At 60.3% G+C, this 15,130-nt stretch carries 20 protein-coding genes and 2 pseudogenes; 2 read left to right on the plus strand and 20 right to left on the minus strand.

Annotation, left to right across the window (positions count from 1 at the left end; translation table 11 throughout):
• Positions 1 to 150 precede the first annotated feature (150 nt).
• Positions 151 to 468, minus strand: coding sequence for a hypothetical protein (locus tag DW171_RS01665; protein WP_158548906.1), 318 nt, complete (start codon positions 466 to 468; stop codon positions 151 to 153).
• Here DW171_RS01665 and DW171_RS10275 point away from each other — a divergent pair.
• Together DW171_RS10275 and DW171_RS10280 are read left to right on the plus strand one after the other, a co-directional pair.
• Positions 425 to 532, plus strand: a pseudogene (locus tag DW171_RS10275) (hypothetical protein); the annotation flags it as partial. The gene DW171_RS01665 and the pseudogene DW171_RS10275 sit on opposite strands and share 44 nt — an antisense overlap.
• 292 nt (positions 533 to 824) lie before the next feature.
• A complete protein-coding gene (locus tag DW171_RS10280) occupies positions 825 to 926 on the plus strand; it encodes an IS3 family transposase (RefSeq protein WP_231501554.1) in 102 nt (33 codons plus the stop codon).
• Between the two features lie 767 nt (positions 927 to 1,693).
• Here DW171_RS10280 and rplX read toward each other — a convergent pair.
• From rplX to accB, 19 genes and pseudogenes are all read right to left on the minus strand, one after another.
• Positions 1,694 to 1,999 (minus strand): 50S ribosomal protein L24, encoded by a 306-nt coding sequence (gene rplX, locus DW171_RS01675; protein ID WP_006235043.1) that lies wholly within the window; start codon positions 1,997 to 1,999, stop codon positions 1,694 to 1,696.
• 13 nt (positions 2,000 to 2,012) lie between these two features.
• Positions 2,013 to 2,381, minus strand: coding sequence for a 50S ribosomal protein L14 (rplN, locus tag DW171_RS01680; protein WP_006235041.1), 369 nt, complete (start codon positions 2,379 to 2,381; stop codon positions 2,013 to 2,015).
• Positions 2,382 to 2,499: 118 nt separating this feature from the next.
• Positions 2,500 to 2,760 (minus strand): 30S ribosomal protein S17, encoded by a 261-nt coding sequence (gene rpsQ / locus DW171_RS01685; protein ID WP_006235040.1) that lies wholly within the window; start codon positions 2,758 to 2,760, stop codon positions 2,500 to 2,502.
• Between the two features lie 16 nt (positions 2,761 to 2,776).
• Complete coding sequence (gene rpmC, locus DW171_RS01690) at positions 2,777 to 2,992, minus strand: 50S ribosomal protein L29 (RefSeq protein WP_006235039.1); 216 nt, start codon at positions 2,990 to 2,992, stop codon at positions 2,777 to 2,779.
• A gap of 107 nt (positions 2,993 to 3,099) precedes the next feature.
• Positions 3,100 to 3,495: pseudogene (gene rplP, locus DW171_RS01695) on the minus strand (50S ribosomal protein L16); the annotation flags it as partial.
• The gene (gene rpsC / locus DW171_RS01700) at positions 3,495 to 4,205 is read right to left on the minus strand and encodes a 30S ribosomal protein S3 (RefSeq protein ID WP_006235037.1); all 711 of its coding nucleotides are present in this window, start codon (positions 4,203 to 4,205) and stop codon (positions 3,495 to 3,497) included. The gene rpsC and the pseudogene rplP, both read right to left, overlap by 1 nt.
• 6 nt (positions 4,206 to 4,211) lie before the next feature.
• Positions 4,212 to 4,583, minus strand: a complete 372-nt coding sequence (rplV, locus tag DW171_RS01705) for a 50S ribosomal protein L22 (protein ID WP_006235036.1) — start codon at positions 4,581 to 4,583, stop codon at positions 4,212 to 4,214.
• Between the two features lie 14 nt (positions 4,584 to 4,597).
• On the minus strand, positions 4,598 to 4,858 hold the full coding sequence (gene rpsS, locus DW171_RS01710; RefSeq protein ID WP_006235035.1) for a 30S ribosomal protein S19: 261 nt from the start codon (positions 4,856 to 4,858) through the stop codon (positions 4,598 to 4,600).
• Between the two features lie 32 nt (positions 4,859 to 4,890).
• On the minus strand, positions 4,891 to 5,721 hold the full coding sequence (gene rplB / locus DW171_RS01715) for a 50S ribosomal protein L2 (protein ID WP_055250219.1): 831 nt from the start codon (positions 5,719 to 5,721) through the stop codon (positions 4,891 to 4,893).
• A gap of 179 nt (positions 5,722 to 5,900) precedes the next feature.
• Entirely contained in the window at positions 5,901 to 6,188 is a 288-nt protein-coding gene (rplW, locus tag DW171_RS01720; RefSeq protein ID WP_022094197.1) for a 50S ribosomal protein L23, read from the minus strand.
• Entirely contained in the window at positions 6,189 to 6,815 is a 627-nt protein-coding gene (gene rplD / locus DW171_RS01725; RefSeq protein ID WP_006235032.1) for a 50S ribosomal protein L4, read from the minus strand.
• 46 nt (positions 6,816 to 6,861) lie between these two features.
• On the minus strand, positions 6,862 to 7,482 hold the full coding sequence (rplC, locus tag DW171_RS01730; RefSeq protein WP_035137484.1) for a 50S ribosomal protein L3: 621 nt from the start codon (positions 7,480 to 7,482) through the stop codon (positions 6,862 to 6,864).
• A 449-nt stretch (positions 7,483 to 7,931) separates the two neighbouring features.
• Positions 7,932 to 8,558, minus strand: coding sequence for a histidine phosphatase family protein (locus DW171_RS01735; protein ID WP_118270256.1), 627 nt, complete (start codon positions 8,556 to 8,558; stop codon positions 7,932 to 7,934).
• 39 nt (positions 8,559 to 8,597) lie between these two features.
• Positions 8,598 to 9,752 (minus strand): cation diffusion facilitator family transporter, encoded by a 1,155-nt coding sequence (locus tag DW171_RS01740; RefSeq protein WP_118270257.1) that lies wholly within the window; start codon positions 9,750 to 9,752, stop codon positions 8,598 to 8,600.
• A gap of 149 nt (positions 9,753 to 9,901) precedes the next feature.
• Positions 9,902 to 11,116 carry a PTS fructose transporter subunit IIB gene (locus tag DW171_RS01745; protein ID WP_118270258.1) on the minus strand — a complete coding sequence of 405 codons (1,215 nt, stop codon included), beginning with the start codon at positions 11,114 to 11,116 and terminating at the stop codon, positions 9,902 to 9,904.
• Positions 11,117 to 11,156: 40 nt separating this feature from the next.
• On the minus strand, positions 11,157 to 12,881 hold the full coding sequence (gene accD / locus DW171_RS01750; RefSeq protein WP_118270259.1) for an acetyl-CoA carboxylase, carboxyltransferase subunit beta: 1,725 nt from the start codon (positions 12,879 to 12,881) through the stop codon (positions 11,157 to 11,159).
• The gene (locus tag DW171_RS01755) at positions 12,868 to 14,211 is read right to left on the minus strand and encodes an acetyl/propionyl/methylcrotonyl-CoA carboxylase subunit alpha (protein WP_118270260.1); all 1,344 of its coding nucleotides are present in this window, start codon (positions 14,209 to 14,211) and stop codon (positions 12,868 to 12,870) included. Before DW171_RS01755 ends, accD begins: the two co-directional genes overlap by 14 nt.
• A gap of 10 nt (positions 14,212 to 14,221) precedes the next feature.
• Entirely contained in the window at positions 14,222 to 14,644 is a 423-nt protein-coding gene (gene fabZ / locus DW171_RS01760; protein ID WP_022094192.1) for a 3-hydroxyacyl-ACP dehydratase FabZ, read from the minus strand.
• A 9-nt stretch (positions 14,645 to 14,653) separates the two neighbouring features.
• Positions 14,654 to 15,127, minus strand: a complete 474-nt coding sequence (gene accB / locus DW171_RS01765; RefSeq protein WP_117759510.1) for an acetyl-CoA carboxylase biotin carboxyl carrier protein — start codon at positions 15,125 to 15,127, stop codon at positions 14,654 to 14,656.
• Between the last annotated feature and the right edge of the window lie 3 nt (positions 15,128 to 15,130).

Consider the following 15,130-nt stretch of genomic DNA (forward strand, 5'->3'; position numbering starts at 1 on the left):
GAACGGAAGGGGGCGCGTGGGGGAATCAACAGCTCCGAGGAAAAGTCCACCACTTGAGGGGCAGAAAACAACGGCCATTGAACATTCAGGGCCGACGCTCAACACTTCGGCTCGACACTTCGCTTTGGAAAGGGCCCCGGCGCGCCGGGCCTAAAGCTTAACCATGCGCGCGGCGATGCGGGCGCAGTCGCAGGCGGCCTTCTTCTCGAAGGTGTTGTAGTCGACGACCCGGCCCTCGGCGCAGGGCTTGTCGCTGATGGCGCGCACGACGACGAGGGGCACGCCGTTGAGATAGGAGGCCTGCGCGATGGTGCAGCCCTCCATCTCGCAGCACAGGTCGCCGAAGGCCGCGAGGATTCGCTCCTTCTGTTCCGCGGGCGAGACGAACTGGTCGCCGGAGACGACGCGGCCCTTGAGGACCTTAATGTCGGGGGCGACGGCGGCCGCGGCGGCGCACGCCGCCAGCAAGGGCCGGAACGGATCGCGCAAGATCAAGGCGTCGCCCGGGAGGTCGGGCGTTACCGTCAGCCGGCGCCGCGCCTGCCGCATCATGAGGGAGAACGGCCTGGCCGGCGCATACGGCAGGAAGAGGTTCAAGGTGCACCCCGGGGCGGTCAACGAGGCCGACGTGTCGAACGTCGTCGCGCGCGGCTTCGGCGGCAGGGCGCCGTGCACCCATATATGCAGCGACTTGGCCTGCGTGCGCGTCGGGGCGTCGTGGAACTACGTCTGCCTGCTCGTCGACCTCTGCAACGGGGAGATCGTCGGCCACTCCGAAGGACCGAGGAGGGACGCGCGAGCTCCGAGCCAAGCTCTTGGATTACGTGCACTGGTACAACAACTTCAGGATCCACTCGACGCTGGGCTACATGTCGCCGGTCGAGTTCAGGGAGGCGGGGCCGTCCCTCCCGGAATCGTCCAAATAAGTGTTGCCAATCCATAGCCAATCCAGCCATCATCTTCGCGAAGGCGGACGTCAGGAAAAGCTCGGCTTGAGCTCGGTCGGACGCGGTCTGTGGGGCATCATTCAGGCTCAGGGGGTCTCCTTGTCTTCTTCGGTCGCAACCTGAATGATAGGGACGGCCCCTTCTCTCTTTCCCCTTCGTTTTCGACGCGTCACCCTCTCGGCGGGCTTAAGGCCCGCGCTCGCGGGTGCAGGGGCTACGCCCAAACCCCAAAAACGTAACGCCGTGCTCGAAGCGTTTCCGGACGTCAGCGTAATCTCAAATCCCGTTCGTCAACTCATGGGCAAGCCACCTGAGACTACTCATTTCTCCTACTGGCAATGAAGACCTGCGACCTGCAGTTTTGCAAACTGCTTGAAAGCCACCTGCGTTGATTCACTTCCTATTGCAGCTGGCGGCTTGCACGCGAAAAGGCATTTAAGTTTCAAAACGGGCGTTTTCGGCGCTATCGAGCCTCCAAAGGCATCCCGCCGCGCCCTTTGGGACAAAAACAAAAACTCAAAGCCCTGAGTTCGAAAATAGTTTTTGGAGTTGTCCCGACTTTTGTCCCCGAAGCCGACGAAACGCGACAGGGTATCACCTGGCGGCACTCGATTCGAGACGGCACCGAAAACTGGATGCAACCGGAATGACGGGACGGCAGAACCGAAGCCATCGAGTGGGGATAGAAAAAGGCCCGGGTGCCGTGGCATCCGGGCCTTTGCTAGCAACTTGATGTTGCGGGCAGCTTAGAACTTGTGGCCGCACTTCTTGCAGACGCGCAGCTTGTTCTTGCCGTCCTTCTCGTGACCGACGCGGGTAACCTTACCGCACTCGGGGCAGACGAGATTGACGTTGGAGGCGTCGATGGGAGCCTCCTGCGAAACGATGCCGCCCTGCTGGTTGGCAGCGTTGGGCTTGACGGCCTTCTTGACGACCGAAACGCCCTCGACAACGACCTTGTTCTCGGCGGGGAGAGCACGCAGGACAACGCCCTGCTTGCCGCGATCCTTACCAGAGAGAACCTGGACCTTATCGCCCTTCTTGATATACATATATCTCCCCTAACTACAGGGTCTCGGGAGCGAGCGAGACGATCTTCATGTACTTCTTGTCACGAAGCTCGCGAGCGACGGGCCCGAAGATACGGGTGCCGACGGGCGAACCATCGTTGTTGATGACAACGCAGGCGTTCTCATCAAAGCGAATGTAGGAGCCATCCTTGCGGCGGATCTCCTTAACGGTGCGAACGACGACGCAACGGACAACGTCCTTCTTCTTGACGTTGGCGCCAGGGGTAGCCTCCTGGACAGCACCGATGAACACATCGCCGATGCCTGCATAACGACGCTTGGAACCGCCAAGCACCTTGATGCAGCGAATCTTGCGAGCGCCGGAGTTGTCGGCGACGTTCAGCATGGTTTGCATCTGAATCATGGTAGATGTTCCTCCGAACTAAGAACCGAAGAGAGGTGCGCAGCCTTTATACGGCCCGTGGTATGCAAGCCAGGCATACGCACATCTTCGGAAACGTACAAGTCGTAAGAGCGACTGCTTATTTAGCGCGCTCGACGACCTCGATGAGGCGCCAACGCTTCATCTTGGACATAGGACGGGTCTCCATAACGCGGACGGTGTCGCCCACGCCAGCCGTGCACTCCTCGTCGTGAGCGTGCAGCTTCTTGGAGCTGGTCATCATCTTGCCGTACTTGGGGTGACGCTTGCGCTCGGTGATGGTGACAACAATGGTCTTGGCACCGGAGACGGAGGTAACGACACCCGTACGGACCTTACGCGAGTTACGCGAATCAGTCATGTTCTCTCCTTAGGTCCTACTCGGCGACAGCGGACTTCTCCGCTGCGATCTCGCGGGCGCGCTGCTCCGTGAGGACGCGAGCGATGTCCTTCTTCACGGTGTTGACGCGAGCGGTGTTGTCCAGCTGGCTGGTGGCCATCTGGAAACGAAGGTTAAAGAGCTCGGCGCGCATTTCCTTCAGCTTCTCAACGAGCTGAGCGTCCGAGAGCTCACGAATCTCTGCGGGCTTCATTAGTTCTCCTCCTTGGCGGCGGCGGCGTCCTCAGCAGCCCACTTGGCCTCGAGAGCGGCCTCCTCAGCCATCTCCTTCTCGATGCGCTGCTCAGCGTTCTTAGCAGCAACAATCTTGGTCTTGATGGGAAGCTTGTGCTGTGCAAGACGCAGAGCCTCGCGAGCGACCTCCTCGGGCACGCCCTTGACCTCGAACATGATGCGGCCGGGCTTGACGACGGCCACCCACTCCTCGGGGTTACCCTTACCAGAACCCATGCGAGTCTCGGCAGGCTTCTTGGTGATGGGCTTATCGGGGAAGATCGTGATGTAGACACGACCGCCACGCTTCATGTAGCGGGTCATGGCAATACGAGCGGCCTCGATCTGACGGTTGGTGATCCAATGGGCCTCGAGAGCCTGGATACCAAACTCGCCGAAATGCAGCTCGGTATTACCCTTGGCCTGGCCCTTCATGGAGCCACGCTGCACCTTGCGGTGAAGAATACGCTTAGGGGCAAGCACTACTGACCCCTCCTCTCGGAGTTACGACGACGAGGACGGGAAGAGCCCTCGAGTGCAGGGTTGGGAACAGGCTGGCCCGGGAGCTTCTCGCCCAGGTAGATCCAGACCTTCACGCCGCAAGCGCCCATGGTGGTGCTGGCGACAGCCGTGCCGTAGTCGATCTTGGCACGGAGGGTGTGCAGAGGCACGCGACCCTCGCGGTACCACTCACGACGGCCCATCTCGGCACCGCCGAGACGACCGGAGCACTGGATACGGATGCCCTTAGCGCCGGCCTTGCGGGCAGACTGGACAGCCTTGCGCATAGCGCGACGGAAGGCAACGCGGCCCTCGAGCTGCTCGGCGATAGACTGAGCAACGAGGTTGGCGTCGAGCTCGGGGCGCTTGATCTCGACAACGTCGACGGAGAGCTGGCCCTTGGAGACGCCGGCGACCTTCTCGAGCTCGGTGCGGAGGGTATCGATCTCGGCACCCTTCTTACCGATGACAACGCCGGGGCGAGCGGTGAGGATGATGACCTTCACCTTGTCGCCAGCGCGCTCGATCTCGACGCGGGAGACAGCTGCGCGGGAAAGACGCTTCTCGAGGTACTTGCGGATCTCGAGATCGTTACCGAGGGTCTTAGCGTAATCCTTCTCTGCGAACCAGCGGGAGCGCCAGTTCTCGGTGATGCCAAGACGGAAGCCGGTGGGGTAGACTTTCTGACCCATACAGCTTTACGCCTCCTTTCGAGGAGCAACGACGACGGTGATGTGGGAAGTACGCTTCAGAATGCGAGAAGCGGAACCCTTGGCGCGGGGACGGATGCGCTTAAGCGTCGGACCCTCGTCAACATAGGCAGCGGCGACAACCAGGTTGTCGGCACGCAGACCGTTGTTGTTCTCGGCGTTCGCAACGGCGGAACGGAGAACCTTCTCGACATCCACGGCGACGGCGCGGTCGCAGAAGTGGAGGATGTCGAAGGCCTGAGCGACAGGCTTGCGGCGGATCAGATCGACCACCAGGCGGGCCTTGCTGGGGGAAACACGCACGTACTTAGCGACGGCGCGAACCTCGGTGGCCTCAGTTTCAATAGACTTAGTTGCCATTTACGGTTAACCCCCTATTTGGCCTTGTGGCCACGGAACGTACGAGTCGGCGCGAACTCGCCGAGCTTGTGACCAACCATGGACTCGGTAACATACACGGGCACATGCTTGCGGCCGTCGTGGACGGCGATGGTGTGACCAACCATCTCGGGGAAGATGGTGGACGCGCGGGACCAGGTCTTCACGACGTCCTTCTTGCCAGCCTCGTTCATCGCGGTGATACGCGAGAGAAGGCGAGTCTCCACGAACGGGCCCTTTTTGAGACTTCTGCTCATAAGTGCTTTCTCCTAAAACTCGGTATCCGAAATTACTTCTTACGGCGACGAATGATGTGCTGGTTCGAGACCTTCTTCTTCTTGCGCGTACGAAGGCCCTTCGTCGGCTTACCCCAGGGGGTAACAGAGGGACGACCAGAGGTGTGGTTCTTGCCCTCGCCACCGCCGTGCGGGTGGTCGACAGGGTTCATGACGGTACCGCGGACGGTCGGGCGCACGTTCATGTGACGCTTACGGCCGGCCTTGCCGATGACGATGTTGGCGTGATCGGCGTTGCCGACCTCACCGACGGTGGCGCGGCAGGTAACGAGGATGCGGCGCATCTCGGAGGAAGGCATACGGACGATAGCGTACTTGCCCTCCTTACCCATCAGCTGGCAGGAGTTACCGGCGGAACGGGCGATAGCAGCGCCCTTGCCCGGCTGGAACTCGACGGCGTGGATGAGCGTACCGACGGGGATGTCGGCGAGGGGCAGAGCGTTGCCCGGCTTGATGTCGGCGTCAGAACCGGACATGATGGTCTGACCGACCTCGAGGCCCTTGGGGGCCAGGATGTAGCGCTTCTCACCGTCAGCGTAGTGCAGCAGAGCGATGCGAGCGGAACGGTTCGGATCGTACTCGATCGTGGCAACCTTGGCGGGCACGCCGTCCTTGTTGCGCTTGAAGTCGATCACGCGGTAACGACGCTTCACGCCGCCGCCCTGGTGGCGGGTGGTGATGCGGCCGTTGTTGTTACGACCGGCCTTCTTGGGCAGGGGCTCGAGAAGAGACTTCTCGGGCTTGGTGCAGGTGATCTCGGAGAAGTCGGAGATCGTCTGCCAACGCCTACCAGCGGAGGTCGGCTTAAGGTGCTTTACAGCCATTACAATCCCTTTCAATAGGAATCCGTTAGCCATCGCAGACAGGGATTCGAGGTTCTGCCTCGGGTGCGATGACACCGGACGTATACACGGTTCCGGGCGTGTCCATTTTATACGCCCAAAACCTTGAGCTCCCGCCTCCCCTATTTGGGAGGCATGAGCTCACTCAACAGCAGCGAGTCTTAGGCCTGGTTGCCAAAGACCTCGATGGTGTCGCCCTCGGCCAGCGTGACGATGGCCTTCTTCCAAGAACGGGTCTTGCCGGCGACATAGCGCACGCGCTTGGTCTTGGGCTTGACCGTCAGGGTGTTCACGCGAACGACCTTGACGCCGAAGATCTCCTCGACAGCGTCCTTGATCTGATACTTGTTAGCATCCTTGGCGACCTCGAACGTGTACTTGTTCAGCTCCATGCCGGAGAAGGAACGCTCGGACACGATCGGACGGATGATGATCTCGTGGGCGGTCATTTATGCAAGCACCTCCCCGAAGTGAGCGGCGATGTCGGCGGGCATCAGCACAGCGTTGTTGTTGACGAGATCGTAGGTGTTGGCCTCGTCGGCAGTGATGATGAACGTCTTGGGAATGTTGCGGAACGACAGGTAGGCGTTGACGTCCTCATCGCGAACGATGATGGTCAGACGCTTGCCCTCAAGGCCGAGAGCCTTGAGCATGGCGACGGCAGCCTTGGTGGAAGGCTTCTCGAAGCCGTAGTCGTCGACGAGCACGAGCTCGCCATCGGCCAGCTTGGCGGACAGCGCGGAGCGCATAGCCAGCTTGACCTCCTTGTTGTTCATACGCTTAGCGTAGGAACGGGGCTTGGGGGCGAAGACAACGCCACCGTGACGCCACTGGGCAGCACGGATGGAACCCTGGCGGGCACGGCCGGTGCCCTTCTGACGCCAAGGCTTCTTGCCGCCACCGGAAACCTCAGAGCGACCCTTAGCAGACTGGGTGCCCTGACGCCAAGAGGCCATCTGGCACTTGACGATGTGGTGCATAACGTGGATGTTCGGCTCGATGCCGTACACCTCAGCGGCGAGCTCGGCCTCGGCGACCTTCTTGCCCTCGCTGTTCTTTACTTCAAACTTTGCCATTTAAGTGTTCTCCTTGGTATGACGCTGGGCTAAATGGGCTGGGCCCTTAGGCCATACGGATGGCGACGAGACCATTCTTGGCACCCGGGACAGCGCCCTTGACCAAGATGAGGTTCTGCTCGGCATCGATGCGGACAACGGAAAGGTTCTTGACGGTAACGCGCTCGTTACCCATGTGACCGGCCATCTTGACGCCCTTGAGGACGCGCGCAGGATAGGCGCACTGACCGATAGAACCGGGGTGACGCTGGAAGTGAGAACCATGCGTCATAGGACCGCGGCGCTGACCCCAGCGCTTGATGCGACCCTGGAAGCCCTTACCCTTGGAGGTACCGATGACGTCGACCTTCTCGACATCAGCGAAATCAGCGACGGTGACGACCTCGCCGACCTTGTGCTCCTCGCCGTTCTCGACGCGGACCTCACGAAGGAAACGGACAGGCTCGACGCCAGCCTTGGCGAAGTGACCAGCCATGGGCTTGTTCACGTTCTTGGCCTTGATGTCGCCGAAACCGATCTGGACGGCGTCATAGCCGTCGGTTGCCTGAGTTTTAACCTGCGAGACAGCGCAGGGGCCAGCCTGGATGACCGTGACGGGAACGACGTTATCGTCCTCGTCCCAAACCTGGGTCATGCCAATCTTGCGGCCGAGAATCATGCTGATCAAGATATGATCCCAACTCTCGCGTGGTCTTGGGACAATGCGTACACCACCGAGCGTACGCCCCTAGAGGACCACTACTTACACGACGTGCTCCCCAGCCTTGTATTGCGTCCGGACTACCTGACAACCCTATTAAGCAGGCATTTTGTCCAGCCAGAATACTCCCCTGGTTACACACAGCTGTTTAGTATACACGGCTGCGGGCGTATCCATCGAGATTCATATTTCACTCACATTGTTTACGCAGGTAAAGTGCGTGGATGGCTCCCGAGCACGGCGGAGGGCCGGAGAAATATATTAAGGTCCCTGCTCTACAGTCCTGCGCAAGACGGAGAGCACATTAAGTGCTCTCCTTTGCGTGCGGAACTCGCGATGACCTTAATATATTTCTCCGGCCCTCCGCCGTGCTCGGGAGACGACACGTTGATGTCTGCTTAACTCTGCTCGCTCAGCTAATTACTTTGTTGGGGGTCCACTATTTGCTGGAGGGTGAACTTGCATTGCATTGGCTCGCCTTCTGCTTGTGGCTTTTCCTCGTCAAAAACGAAGATCATGATGGCGCAATTAGGGAGTTTTGCTGGGAGCTCGAAGCTCTCTGGGGCTGCATCCTTGATGAATTGGCGGCTGGCGCTGCCGTGGCTTACTGCTAGAAGGGTTTCGATATCCTCGGCGCTTATGAGATTGGTGAGGGTGGCTACCATGCGTTCTTGCAACGCTTTGCTTCCCTCTCCTCCAAAGGGGACCAAATCCTCGCCGGGGTCCCAGACGTCGGTGGGTAGCGCGTCGTGGGGGCCTTCTTCGAAGGTGCCGTAGCCGCGCTCGATAATGCCTTCGCAGGGCTCGACTGCTGCATCCCGGCCGAGGAGTTCGGTTGCGACGAGACTTGCCGTGTTCATGGCTCGGCCTAAGGGTGATGAGACCACTTTGTCGGGGACGACGCCGTGGGCTTTGAGCCACGCGGCTGCCATTCCCGCTTGTTTGCGGCCCAGGTCGGTCAGCGGTGAATCGCAGCGGCCCTGGACCAGCTTTTTGACGTTGAACTCCGTCTGACCGTGGCGGAGTAGATACAGCTTCTTCATGCTCTCCCCTTCTGCATAACCTGCTTTGCCGGCGCAGCCTTACTCGTGGGTATGGCCTACGTAGTCTTCGTCGATCGTGATCTTGGCAATCGACTTGGAATATTCGAATTCCACCTTTTTTGCCAACGTACGCTTTAGGTCCTCGGCGCTCATCTGCAAATCCGAGGGACGCACGCAGTCAAAGATCACGTTGGTGTGCGTAGGACCCGGCACACAGCGTAGGTCATGAATCGAGAGGCGGCTATCGATCTGTTGAGCCATGGCGTTAATGCGTAAACGCATGCTCGCCACCTTGGGGTCATCGGTCACGATGGGATCGTAGTGAAGCGTGACGATCATGCCGTCTTCGACCCTAAACGACTGCTCGATGTTATCGAGTGTGTCGTGACTTTCCAGCGGGCTGGTCTCGGCCGCCATCTCGGCGTGCGCACTTGCAAACTTCCTGCCCGGACCATAATCGTGAACCATAAGGTCGTGGACGCCCAAAACGCCGGGATAGCTCATGATCTTGTCTCGAATATGCTTGACCAGCCTGGGATCGGGCGCCTGGCCCAAAAGCGGGCTCACCGTATCTTGGATAAGCTCAAAACCACTCCAGCCAATATAGGCGCCAACGGCAAGGCCGACCCATGCGTCAAGATTGATGTGCGTCACCTGCGAAACAATTGCGCACGCTAACACGGCGCCCGTAGCAAGAACATCGTTCTTGGAATCCTGCGCGGTCGCATGCAGCGTCTCGGACTCAATGCGATCGCCGAGCTTTTGGTTGAGGACCGCCATCCAGAGCTTTACAACCATCGAAAGCGCTAGAACTGCCACCAGGGCAAGCGAGAACTCGACAGGTTCGGGGTGGATGACGCGCTCGATCGAGGACTTCACCAGTTCGATGCCAATAAGCAGCACGAGCGCCGCCACCACCAGACCCGAGAGATACTCGTAGCGGCCATGTCCGTAAGGATGCTCGGGGTCGGCCGGCTTGCTCGCCAGCCTAAAGCCCAGCACGCTCACGATATTCGAGCTGGCATCGGACAGGTTGTTCATGGCATCCGCCACGATCGAAACCGATCCCGACAGCACGCCAATTACGCCCTTCGCAGCACAAAGCGCAACATTGGCGAGAATACACACCACGCCCGTCAACGTGCCCACGCGCGCACGGTCGCCCTGCGCACGACGAACAATCCACTCAACCATCTATATCCGCCCCCACGGTACTACCTATATATCTATTGCTCAAACGGATTGTAGTGTAGCCACTTTGCCCCACAGATACAAAAAGGCCGCAACCCACACGGGCCACGACCTTGGAACATGACAAAGAAATCGCCCTTTGTCGCACAGGTTTATGCGCTTGCTTCGGCCACGCTCTTCGAGGTTTCGGGTGAATCAGCTCCGTCCTCCGTCGCCTGCCCCTTCGCCGGCGCCACGCCAAAGCAGTAGCTCAGCGCCGCAGACACCGCAAATGCCACACCGCTGGCAGCGCAGCACCACAGCAGGTTCGAGATGCCGCCCGTGGCAAAGCCAATGACCATGAGGACATTCGTCATGCCAATGGTATAGGCCGTAACGTGGCCCACGGCTGCAACAAGGCCTCCGACGGCGCCGCCAATGGCCATGCACGTCAGGCACCTGCCATATTTAAAGCCGCAACCGTACAGCGCCGGCTCGCTTACGCCGCCAAGAACACCCGAGATTGAATAGCCCAGTATGAGCGCCTTCTCGTCCTTATCCGCAACGCGAAGCGACGCGCCAAAAGGCATGCCCCAAACGGCGAACGTCGCCATCGTCGCGGCAATCAGGATGCACGAATCCGTTCCCACACTCATAAACTGCGCGTACGCAAGCGATAGGACAACGTTGCTGATACCCGCGATCTTAAGAAACTCCCAACCCGCGGCAAGCCCCATGAGCGTGAGCAGCGACACGATGCCACCGGAATTGCCAAGCATAAACATAAGCTGGCCCAACAGCATGCCCAGATAGCTGCCCGCCGGCGCTGTAATACACAGCGAAACCGGAACCATGACGAGCATGGTTGCAAACGGAACAAACGAAAACGCCACAGCCTGAGGGATAGTGCGCTTAAAGAAACGCTCCACCTGCCATAGCACGGGCACCGAGATGAGAACCGGAATAACAGTCGTCGTGTAATCGTTGACCGGCGCGGGAAGCAGACCATACACGGAAGTCATCGATGCCCCCGCCGTCGATGCGGCATCGACGAGCTTAAGCAGATCGGGCGCAATCAATACGCCGCCCAGCATCATGCCCAGTTGTTCCGAGCAACCGAGCTGGCGGGCAGCCGCCCAACCAAGATAGATGGGCAAAAAGTAGTAACCGGCGTTATAGAGCCAACTGTAGAACAGGCGATAGATTTCGGAATCGGCAGGCCACAGGCCCAGCATGCCTTCGCCCATAATGACGGCGACGGTGCGGAACAACGCCGCGCAGACAATAAAGGGCAGCGCCGACATCATGCTTTTGGACAGATAGTCCACCACGGCCATGGCGTTTGATGAAACCGTCGTTGTAAACGAGGTGTTAGAAACTTGTGACATGGAACGCCTTTCCCAATGTGACATGCGGACTGCCCCTTTGTCACATCGTGCGGTACTGACCGATTGCGCGGTACTTTTCGTAGCGGAGGTTTGTGAGGGTCGCGTCGTCGAGCTGCCCAAGCGTATCGAAGGCATCAAATGCCGAGGACATGACGGCACCGGCGATCTCCTCATGCGACAGGCCCCTATCGTCAACAATGCCGTCGATGATGCCGAGCGCCAACAGATCGGGGGCCGTGAGCTTAAGCGCTTCGGCGGCCTCATTCGCGCGGTCGGTATCCTTCCACAGGATCGACGCACAGGCCTCGGGGCTCACGACCGAATAGGCCGAGCTCGAGAGCATCAGGATGCGGTCGGCCACGGATAGCGCCAGCGCACCACCAGAGCCGCCCTCGCCAGTCACCACCGAGACAATCGGCGTCTTAAGGCCGCTCATCTCCATGAGATTCTGGGCAATCGCCTCGCCCTGGCCGCGTTCCTCGGCACCGATGCCGCAAAACGCGCCCGAAGTATCGACCAGGCACAGAACCGGTCGACCAAACTTTTCGGCCTGGCGCATAAGGCGACGCGCTTTGCGGTAGCCCTCGGGATGTGCCATACCAAAGTTGCGACGCATGCGCTCTTTGGTCGTGGTGCCGCGTTCGATGGCGATGACCGTTACGGGGCATCCGTCTTTCCAGCCAATGCCAGCCACCACAGCAGCGTCGTCACCAAAGTAGCGGTCGCCGTGCAGCTCCACAAATCCATCCAGGCCCAGCGAGATCATCTCGCCTGCCGTGGCGCGATCTGCCGAGCGGGTCTGCTTAACAATCTCGAGCGCGGTTTTTGGTGCGGCCGAGCGCTTGAACAAGTGTCCCAACTTTTTGCCGCGGCGACCCGTATGCACGATCTCATGCGGTGCCCCCAGGCCGGGCGCGTGCCCTTCGTGCAGCGCCAACAGCTCGCCTACCGTGAGCGCAATCTCGCCACGCGGAACAACGGCATCGCAAAAGCCGTGCTCCAGCAAAAACTCGGAGCGCTGGAATCCCTTGGGCAGGCGCTTGTGCATGTTCTGCTCGATCACGCGCGGGCCGGCAAATGCCGTCAGGGCATCCGGCTCTGCCAGGATAATGTCGCCCTCCATGGCAAAGCTCGCGGTTACGCCTCCGGTCGTGGGGTCGGTGAGCACCGTGATATACAGGCCGCCCACCTCGCTGTGGCGCCTAACTGCCGCAGAAATCTTGGCCATCTGCATAAGCGAGGTCACGCCCTCTTGCATGCGCGCACCGCCCGAAACGGTAAAGCCGACAACTGGCAATCCCAGCTCGGTCGCTCGCTCAAATGTGCGACAGATCTTTTCGCCCACCACAGAACCCATCGAGCCCATCATAAAGTTGGCGTCCATAAAGAAGAGAGCTGTATCGCAACCGCAGATTTTGCCCCTGCCGCACACAACGGCATCGCGCTCGCCCGAACGCTCGCTCACGCTCTTGAGCTTGTCGGCATAGCCGGGAAACGAGAGGAAGTCCTCCGACGCCAGATTGGCATCCCATTCCTCAAACGTGCCCTCGTCGACCGTCATGCGCATGCGCGCGCGACCGCTCACGCGAAAGTGTTTACCGCAACGGGGGCAGACCTCGAGGTTGTCGTGCAGGCGTGCCTCATCGATCACACGGCGGCACTCCGGGCACTTGATAAACACGTGGCGCGCGGGAAACTCGGCGCACGACTCGGTTATCGGCCCCTCGAGGACGTTGACCGTCTTCGCTTTTCTATTCATCAGCATAGAGATGCCCCATCAGATCGGTGTGATACATGCCCGACAAGAACTCGTCGTTTGCCAGCACGTCGAGCTGAAGCTCGCTGTTTTCGCTCACGCCCTCAATCACGAGCTCGCCCAGGGCCGAACGCATCTTGCGAATGGCGCCGTCACGCGTGGGCGCACACACGATGAGCTTGCCAAGCATGGAGTCGTAGTACGGCGGAACGTTCGCACCGGTAAACATGGCGGAATCCCAGCGCACGCGCGGACCACCCGGCACACGCAACGCGGTGACCGTTCCGCATGACGGCAGAAAGTCCGGCGTTTCGGCATTGATGCGGCACTCCATGGCGTGGTTGCGAACCGGCATGTCCTCCTGCTCAAAGGGCAGAGGCTGGCCGGCTGCCACGCGTAGCTGCCACTTGACCAAGTCGGTATCGGTCACAAACTCCGTAACCGGATGCTCCACCTGCAAGCGCGTGTTCATTTCCATGAAGTAGAAATTGCCGTCATCCGAATACAGGAACTCGATGGTACCGGCTCCTTCGTAGCCGACGGCACGAGCCAGGTCACGCGCTGCCTTGTGCATGCGAGCACGAATGTCGTCGCGTCCGTCGAGGCACGGCGCGGGGCTCTCCTCGATCAGCTTTTGGTTGCGACGCTGAACCGAGCACTCGCGCTCGCCGAGCGAAAACACATGGCCCTGTTTATCGGCCATAATCTGCACCTCAACGTGGTGCGCCGGCGCGACGAACTTCTCCATGTAGCACTCGCCGTCGCCAAAGACGGCCTCGCCCTCGGCACGTGCCTCGATGAACGCCTTTGCCGCATCTTCCACGCGCTCGACCTTGCGAATGCCGCGACCGCCACCGCCGGCGCGCGCCTTAATAAGCACGGGGCAGCCAATGCGCTCGGCCTCGGCCGTTGCCTCCTCGGGACTTTTGAGCAAATCGCAGCCCGGCACGATGGGCACGCCCGCCGCGGCGGCCGTTCGACGCGCGGCGTCCTTGTCGCCCATGCTGTCGATCACCTTGGCCGAAGGACCGACAAACGCCAGGCCATACTTGTCGCAGTCGCGCACGAAGCTCGCCTTCTCGGAGAAAAAGCCATAGCCGGGATGAATTGCCTTTGCCCCCGACTTCACGGCACAGGTGAGCACGGCATCGTCGTTGAGGTAGCTCTCGGCAAGACGCGGGCCGCCGATGCAATACGCCTCGTCGGCAAGCTGCACGTGCAGCGCGTCCGCATCGGCCGTGGAATAAACGGCGACGGTCTTGATGCCCATATCGCGGCACGCGCGGATAACACGGACCGCGACTTCTCCGCGGTTGGCGATGAGCACTTTGTCGAACATGAAGCCTTCCTTAACTTTCGTGCATGAGTGCAAAAGACATATCGGCGCGGCAGCAAACCTCACCGTTGACGCTCGCAGTACCCGTCGCAAAGCGGAACGGCCCGCGCGCACGCGTGATGGTGCACACCAGATCAACCGTGTCGCCCGGGCGCACCGGACGCTTAAAGCGCACCTTATCGAGGCTCGTATAGAACGGCGTCGCACCGCGCGCCTCCTCGTCGCCCATCAGCAGCACGCAACAGTTTTGGGCGAGCATCTCGCACTGAATCACGCCGGGGACCACCGGGTTTCCCGGAAAATGCCCCTGCAAAAAGTACTCGTCACCCGTAATCGTGATCTTGCCGTGGGCCTCGTCGCCCACCAGCTCGGCCTCGTCGAGCAAAAGCATCGGTTCGCGATGCGGCAACAGCTTCTTGAGCTCTTCTTTGTTCATGGACATCACCTATCCGATCCTCATAAGGCAACTGCCAAACTCCACGAGGTCGCCGTCGGCCACGCAGATCTCGAGCACCTCGCCATCCGCCTCTGCCGTCACCTCGTTGAGAACCTTCATGGCCTCGATGATGCAGAGGGTCTCGCCGGCCTTGACCTTGGAGCCCACGTGCACAAACGGCTCGTCGCCCGGCGCCGGGGCAGCATAGAAAACGCCGACCATGGGAGCAGTCACCTCGGTGCCCTTAGGCTCCGGCGCGGCGGCAGGTGTCTGCGCGGCGGGTTCCGGTGCGGCAGGCGCGACTGCGGGAGCTGCAACTGGAGCGGCCATGGCACTCGGCATAGGCATGGGCACGGCAACCGGCTGCGCCGCACTCGCGCGCTCGAGCTCGACCGCGGTGCCATCGGGCTCCTCAACACGCACGCGCGTGAGGCCACGGTCCTCCATAACATCGGCTATCTCGGCAAGTCTTTTGGAATCCATGCT

It is taken from the genome of Collinsella sp. AM15-2 (genome assembly GCF_003471985.1).
Classification (GTDB): domain Bacteria; phylum Actinomycetota; class Coriobacteriia; order Coriobacteriales; family Coriobacteriaceae; genus Collinsella.

What these genes read in the sequence shown, in the direction of transcription:
- rplX (WP_006235043.1), bottom strand. Translation starts at nt 1,999, where the DNA reads ATGTATATCAAGAAGGGCGATAAGGTCCAGGTTCTCTCTGGTAAGGAT.
- rplN (WP_006235041.1), bottom strand. Translation starts at nt 2,381, where the DNA reads ATGATTCAGATGCAAACCATGCTGAACGTCGCCGACAACTCCGGCGCT.
- rpsQ (WP_006235040.1), bottom strand. Translation starts at nt 2,760, where the DNA reads ATGACTGATTCGCGTAACTCGCGTAAGGTCCGTACGGGTGTCGTTACC.
- rpmC (WP_006235039.1), bottom strand. Translation starts at nt 2,992, where the DNA reads ATGAAGCCCGCAGAGATTCGTGAGCTCTCGGACGCTCAGCTCGTTGAG.
- rpsC (WP_006235037.1), bottom strand. Translation starts at nt 4,205, where the DNA reads ATGGGTCAGAAAGTCTACCCCACCGGCTTCCGTCTTGGCATCACCGAG.
- rplV (WP_006235036.1), bottom strand. Translation starts at nt 4,583, where the DNA reads ATGGCAACTAAGTCTATTGAAACTGAGGCCACCGAGGTTCGCGCCGTC.
- rpsS (WP_006235035.1), bottom strand. Translation starts at nt 4,858, where the DNA reads ATGAGCAGAAGTCTCAAAAAGGGCCCGTTCGTGGAGACTCGCCTTCTC.
- rplB (WP_055250219.1), bottom strand. Translation starts at nt 5,721, where the DNA reads ATGGCTGTAAAGCACCTTAAGCCGACCTCCGCTGGTAGGCGTTGGCAG.
- rplW (WP_022094197.1), bottom strand. Translation starts at nt 6,188, where the DNA reads ATGACCGCCCACGAGATCATCATCCGTCCGATCGTGTCCGAGCGTTCC.
- rplD (WP_006235032.1), bottom strand. Translation starts at nt 6,815, where the DNA reads ATGGCAAAGTTTGAAGTAAAGAACAGCGAGGGCAAGAAGGTCGCCGAG.
- DW171_RS01735 (WP_118270256.1), bottom strand. Translation starts at nt 8,558, where the DNA reads ATGAAGAAGCTGTATCTACTCCGCCACGGTCAGACGGAGTTCAACGTC.
- DW171_RS01740 (WP_118270257.1), bottom strand. Translation starts at nt 9,752, where the DNA reads ATGGTTGAGTGGATTGTTCGTCGTGCGCAGGGCGACCGTGCGCGCGTG.
- DW171_RS01745 (WP_118270258.1), bottom strand. Translation starts at nt 11,116, where the DNA reads ATGTCACAAGTTTCTAACACCTCGTTTACAACGACGGTTTCATCAAAC.
- accD (WP_118270259.1), bottom strand. Translation starts at nt 12,881, where the DNA reads ATGCTGATGAATAGAAAAGCGAAGACGGTCAACGTCCTCGAGGGGCCG.
- DW171_RS01755 (WP_118270260.1), bottom strand. Translation starts at nt 14,211, where the DNA reads ATGTTCGACAAAGTGCTCATCGCCAACCGCGGAGAAGTCGCGGTCCGT.
- fabZ (WP_022094192.1), bottom strand. Translation starts at nt 14,644, where the DNA reads ATGAACAAAGAAGAGCTCAAGAAGCTGTTGCCGCATCGCGAACCGATG.
- accB (WP_117759510.1), bottom strand. Translation starts at nt 15,127, where the DNA reads ATGGATTCCAAAAGACTTGCCGAGATAGCCGATGTTATGGAGGACCGT.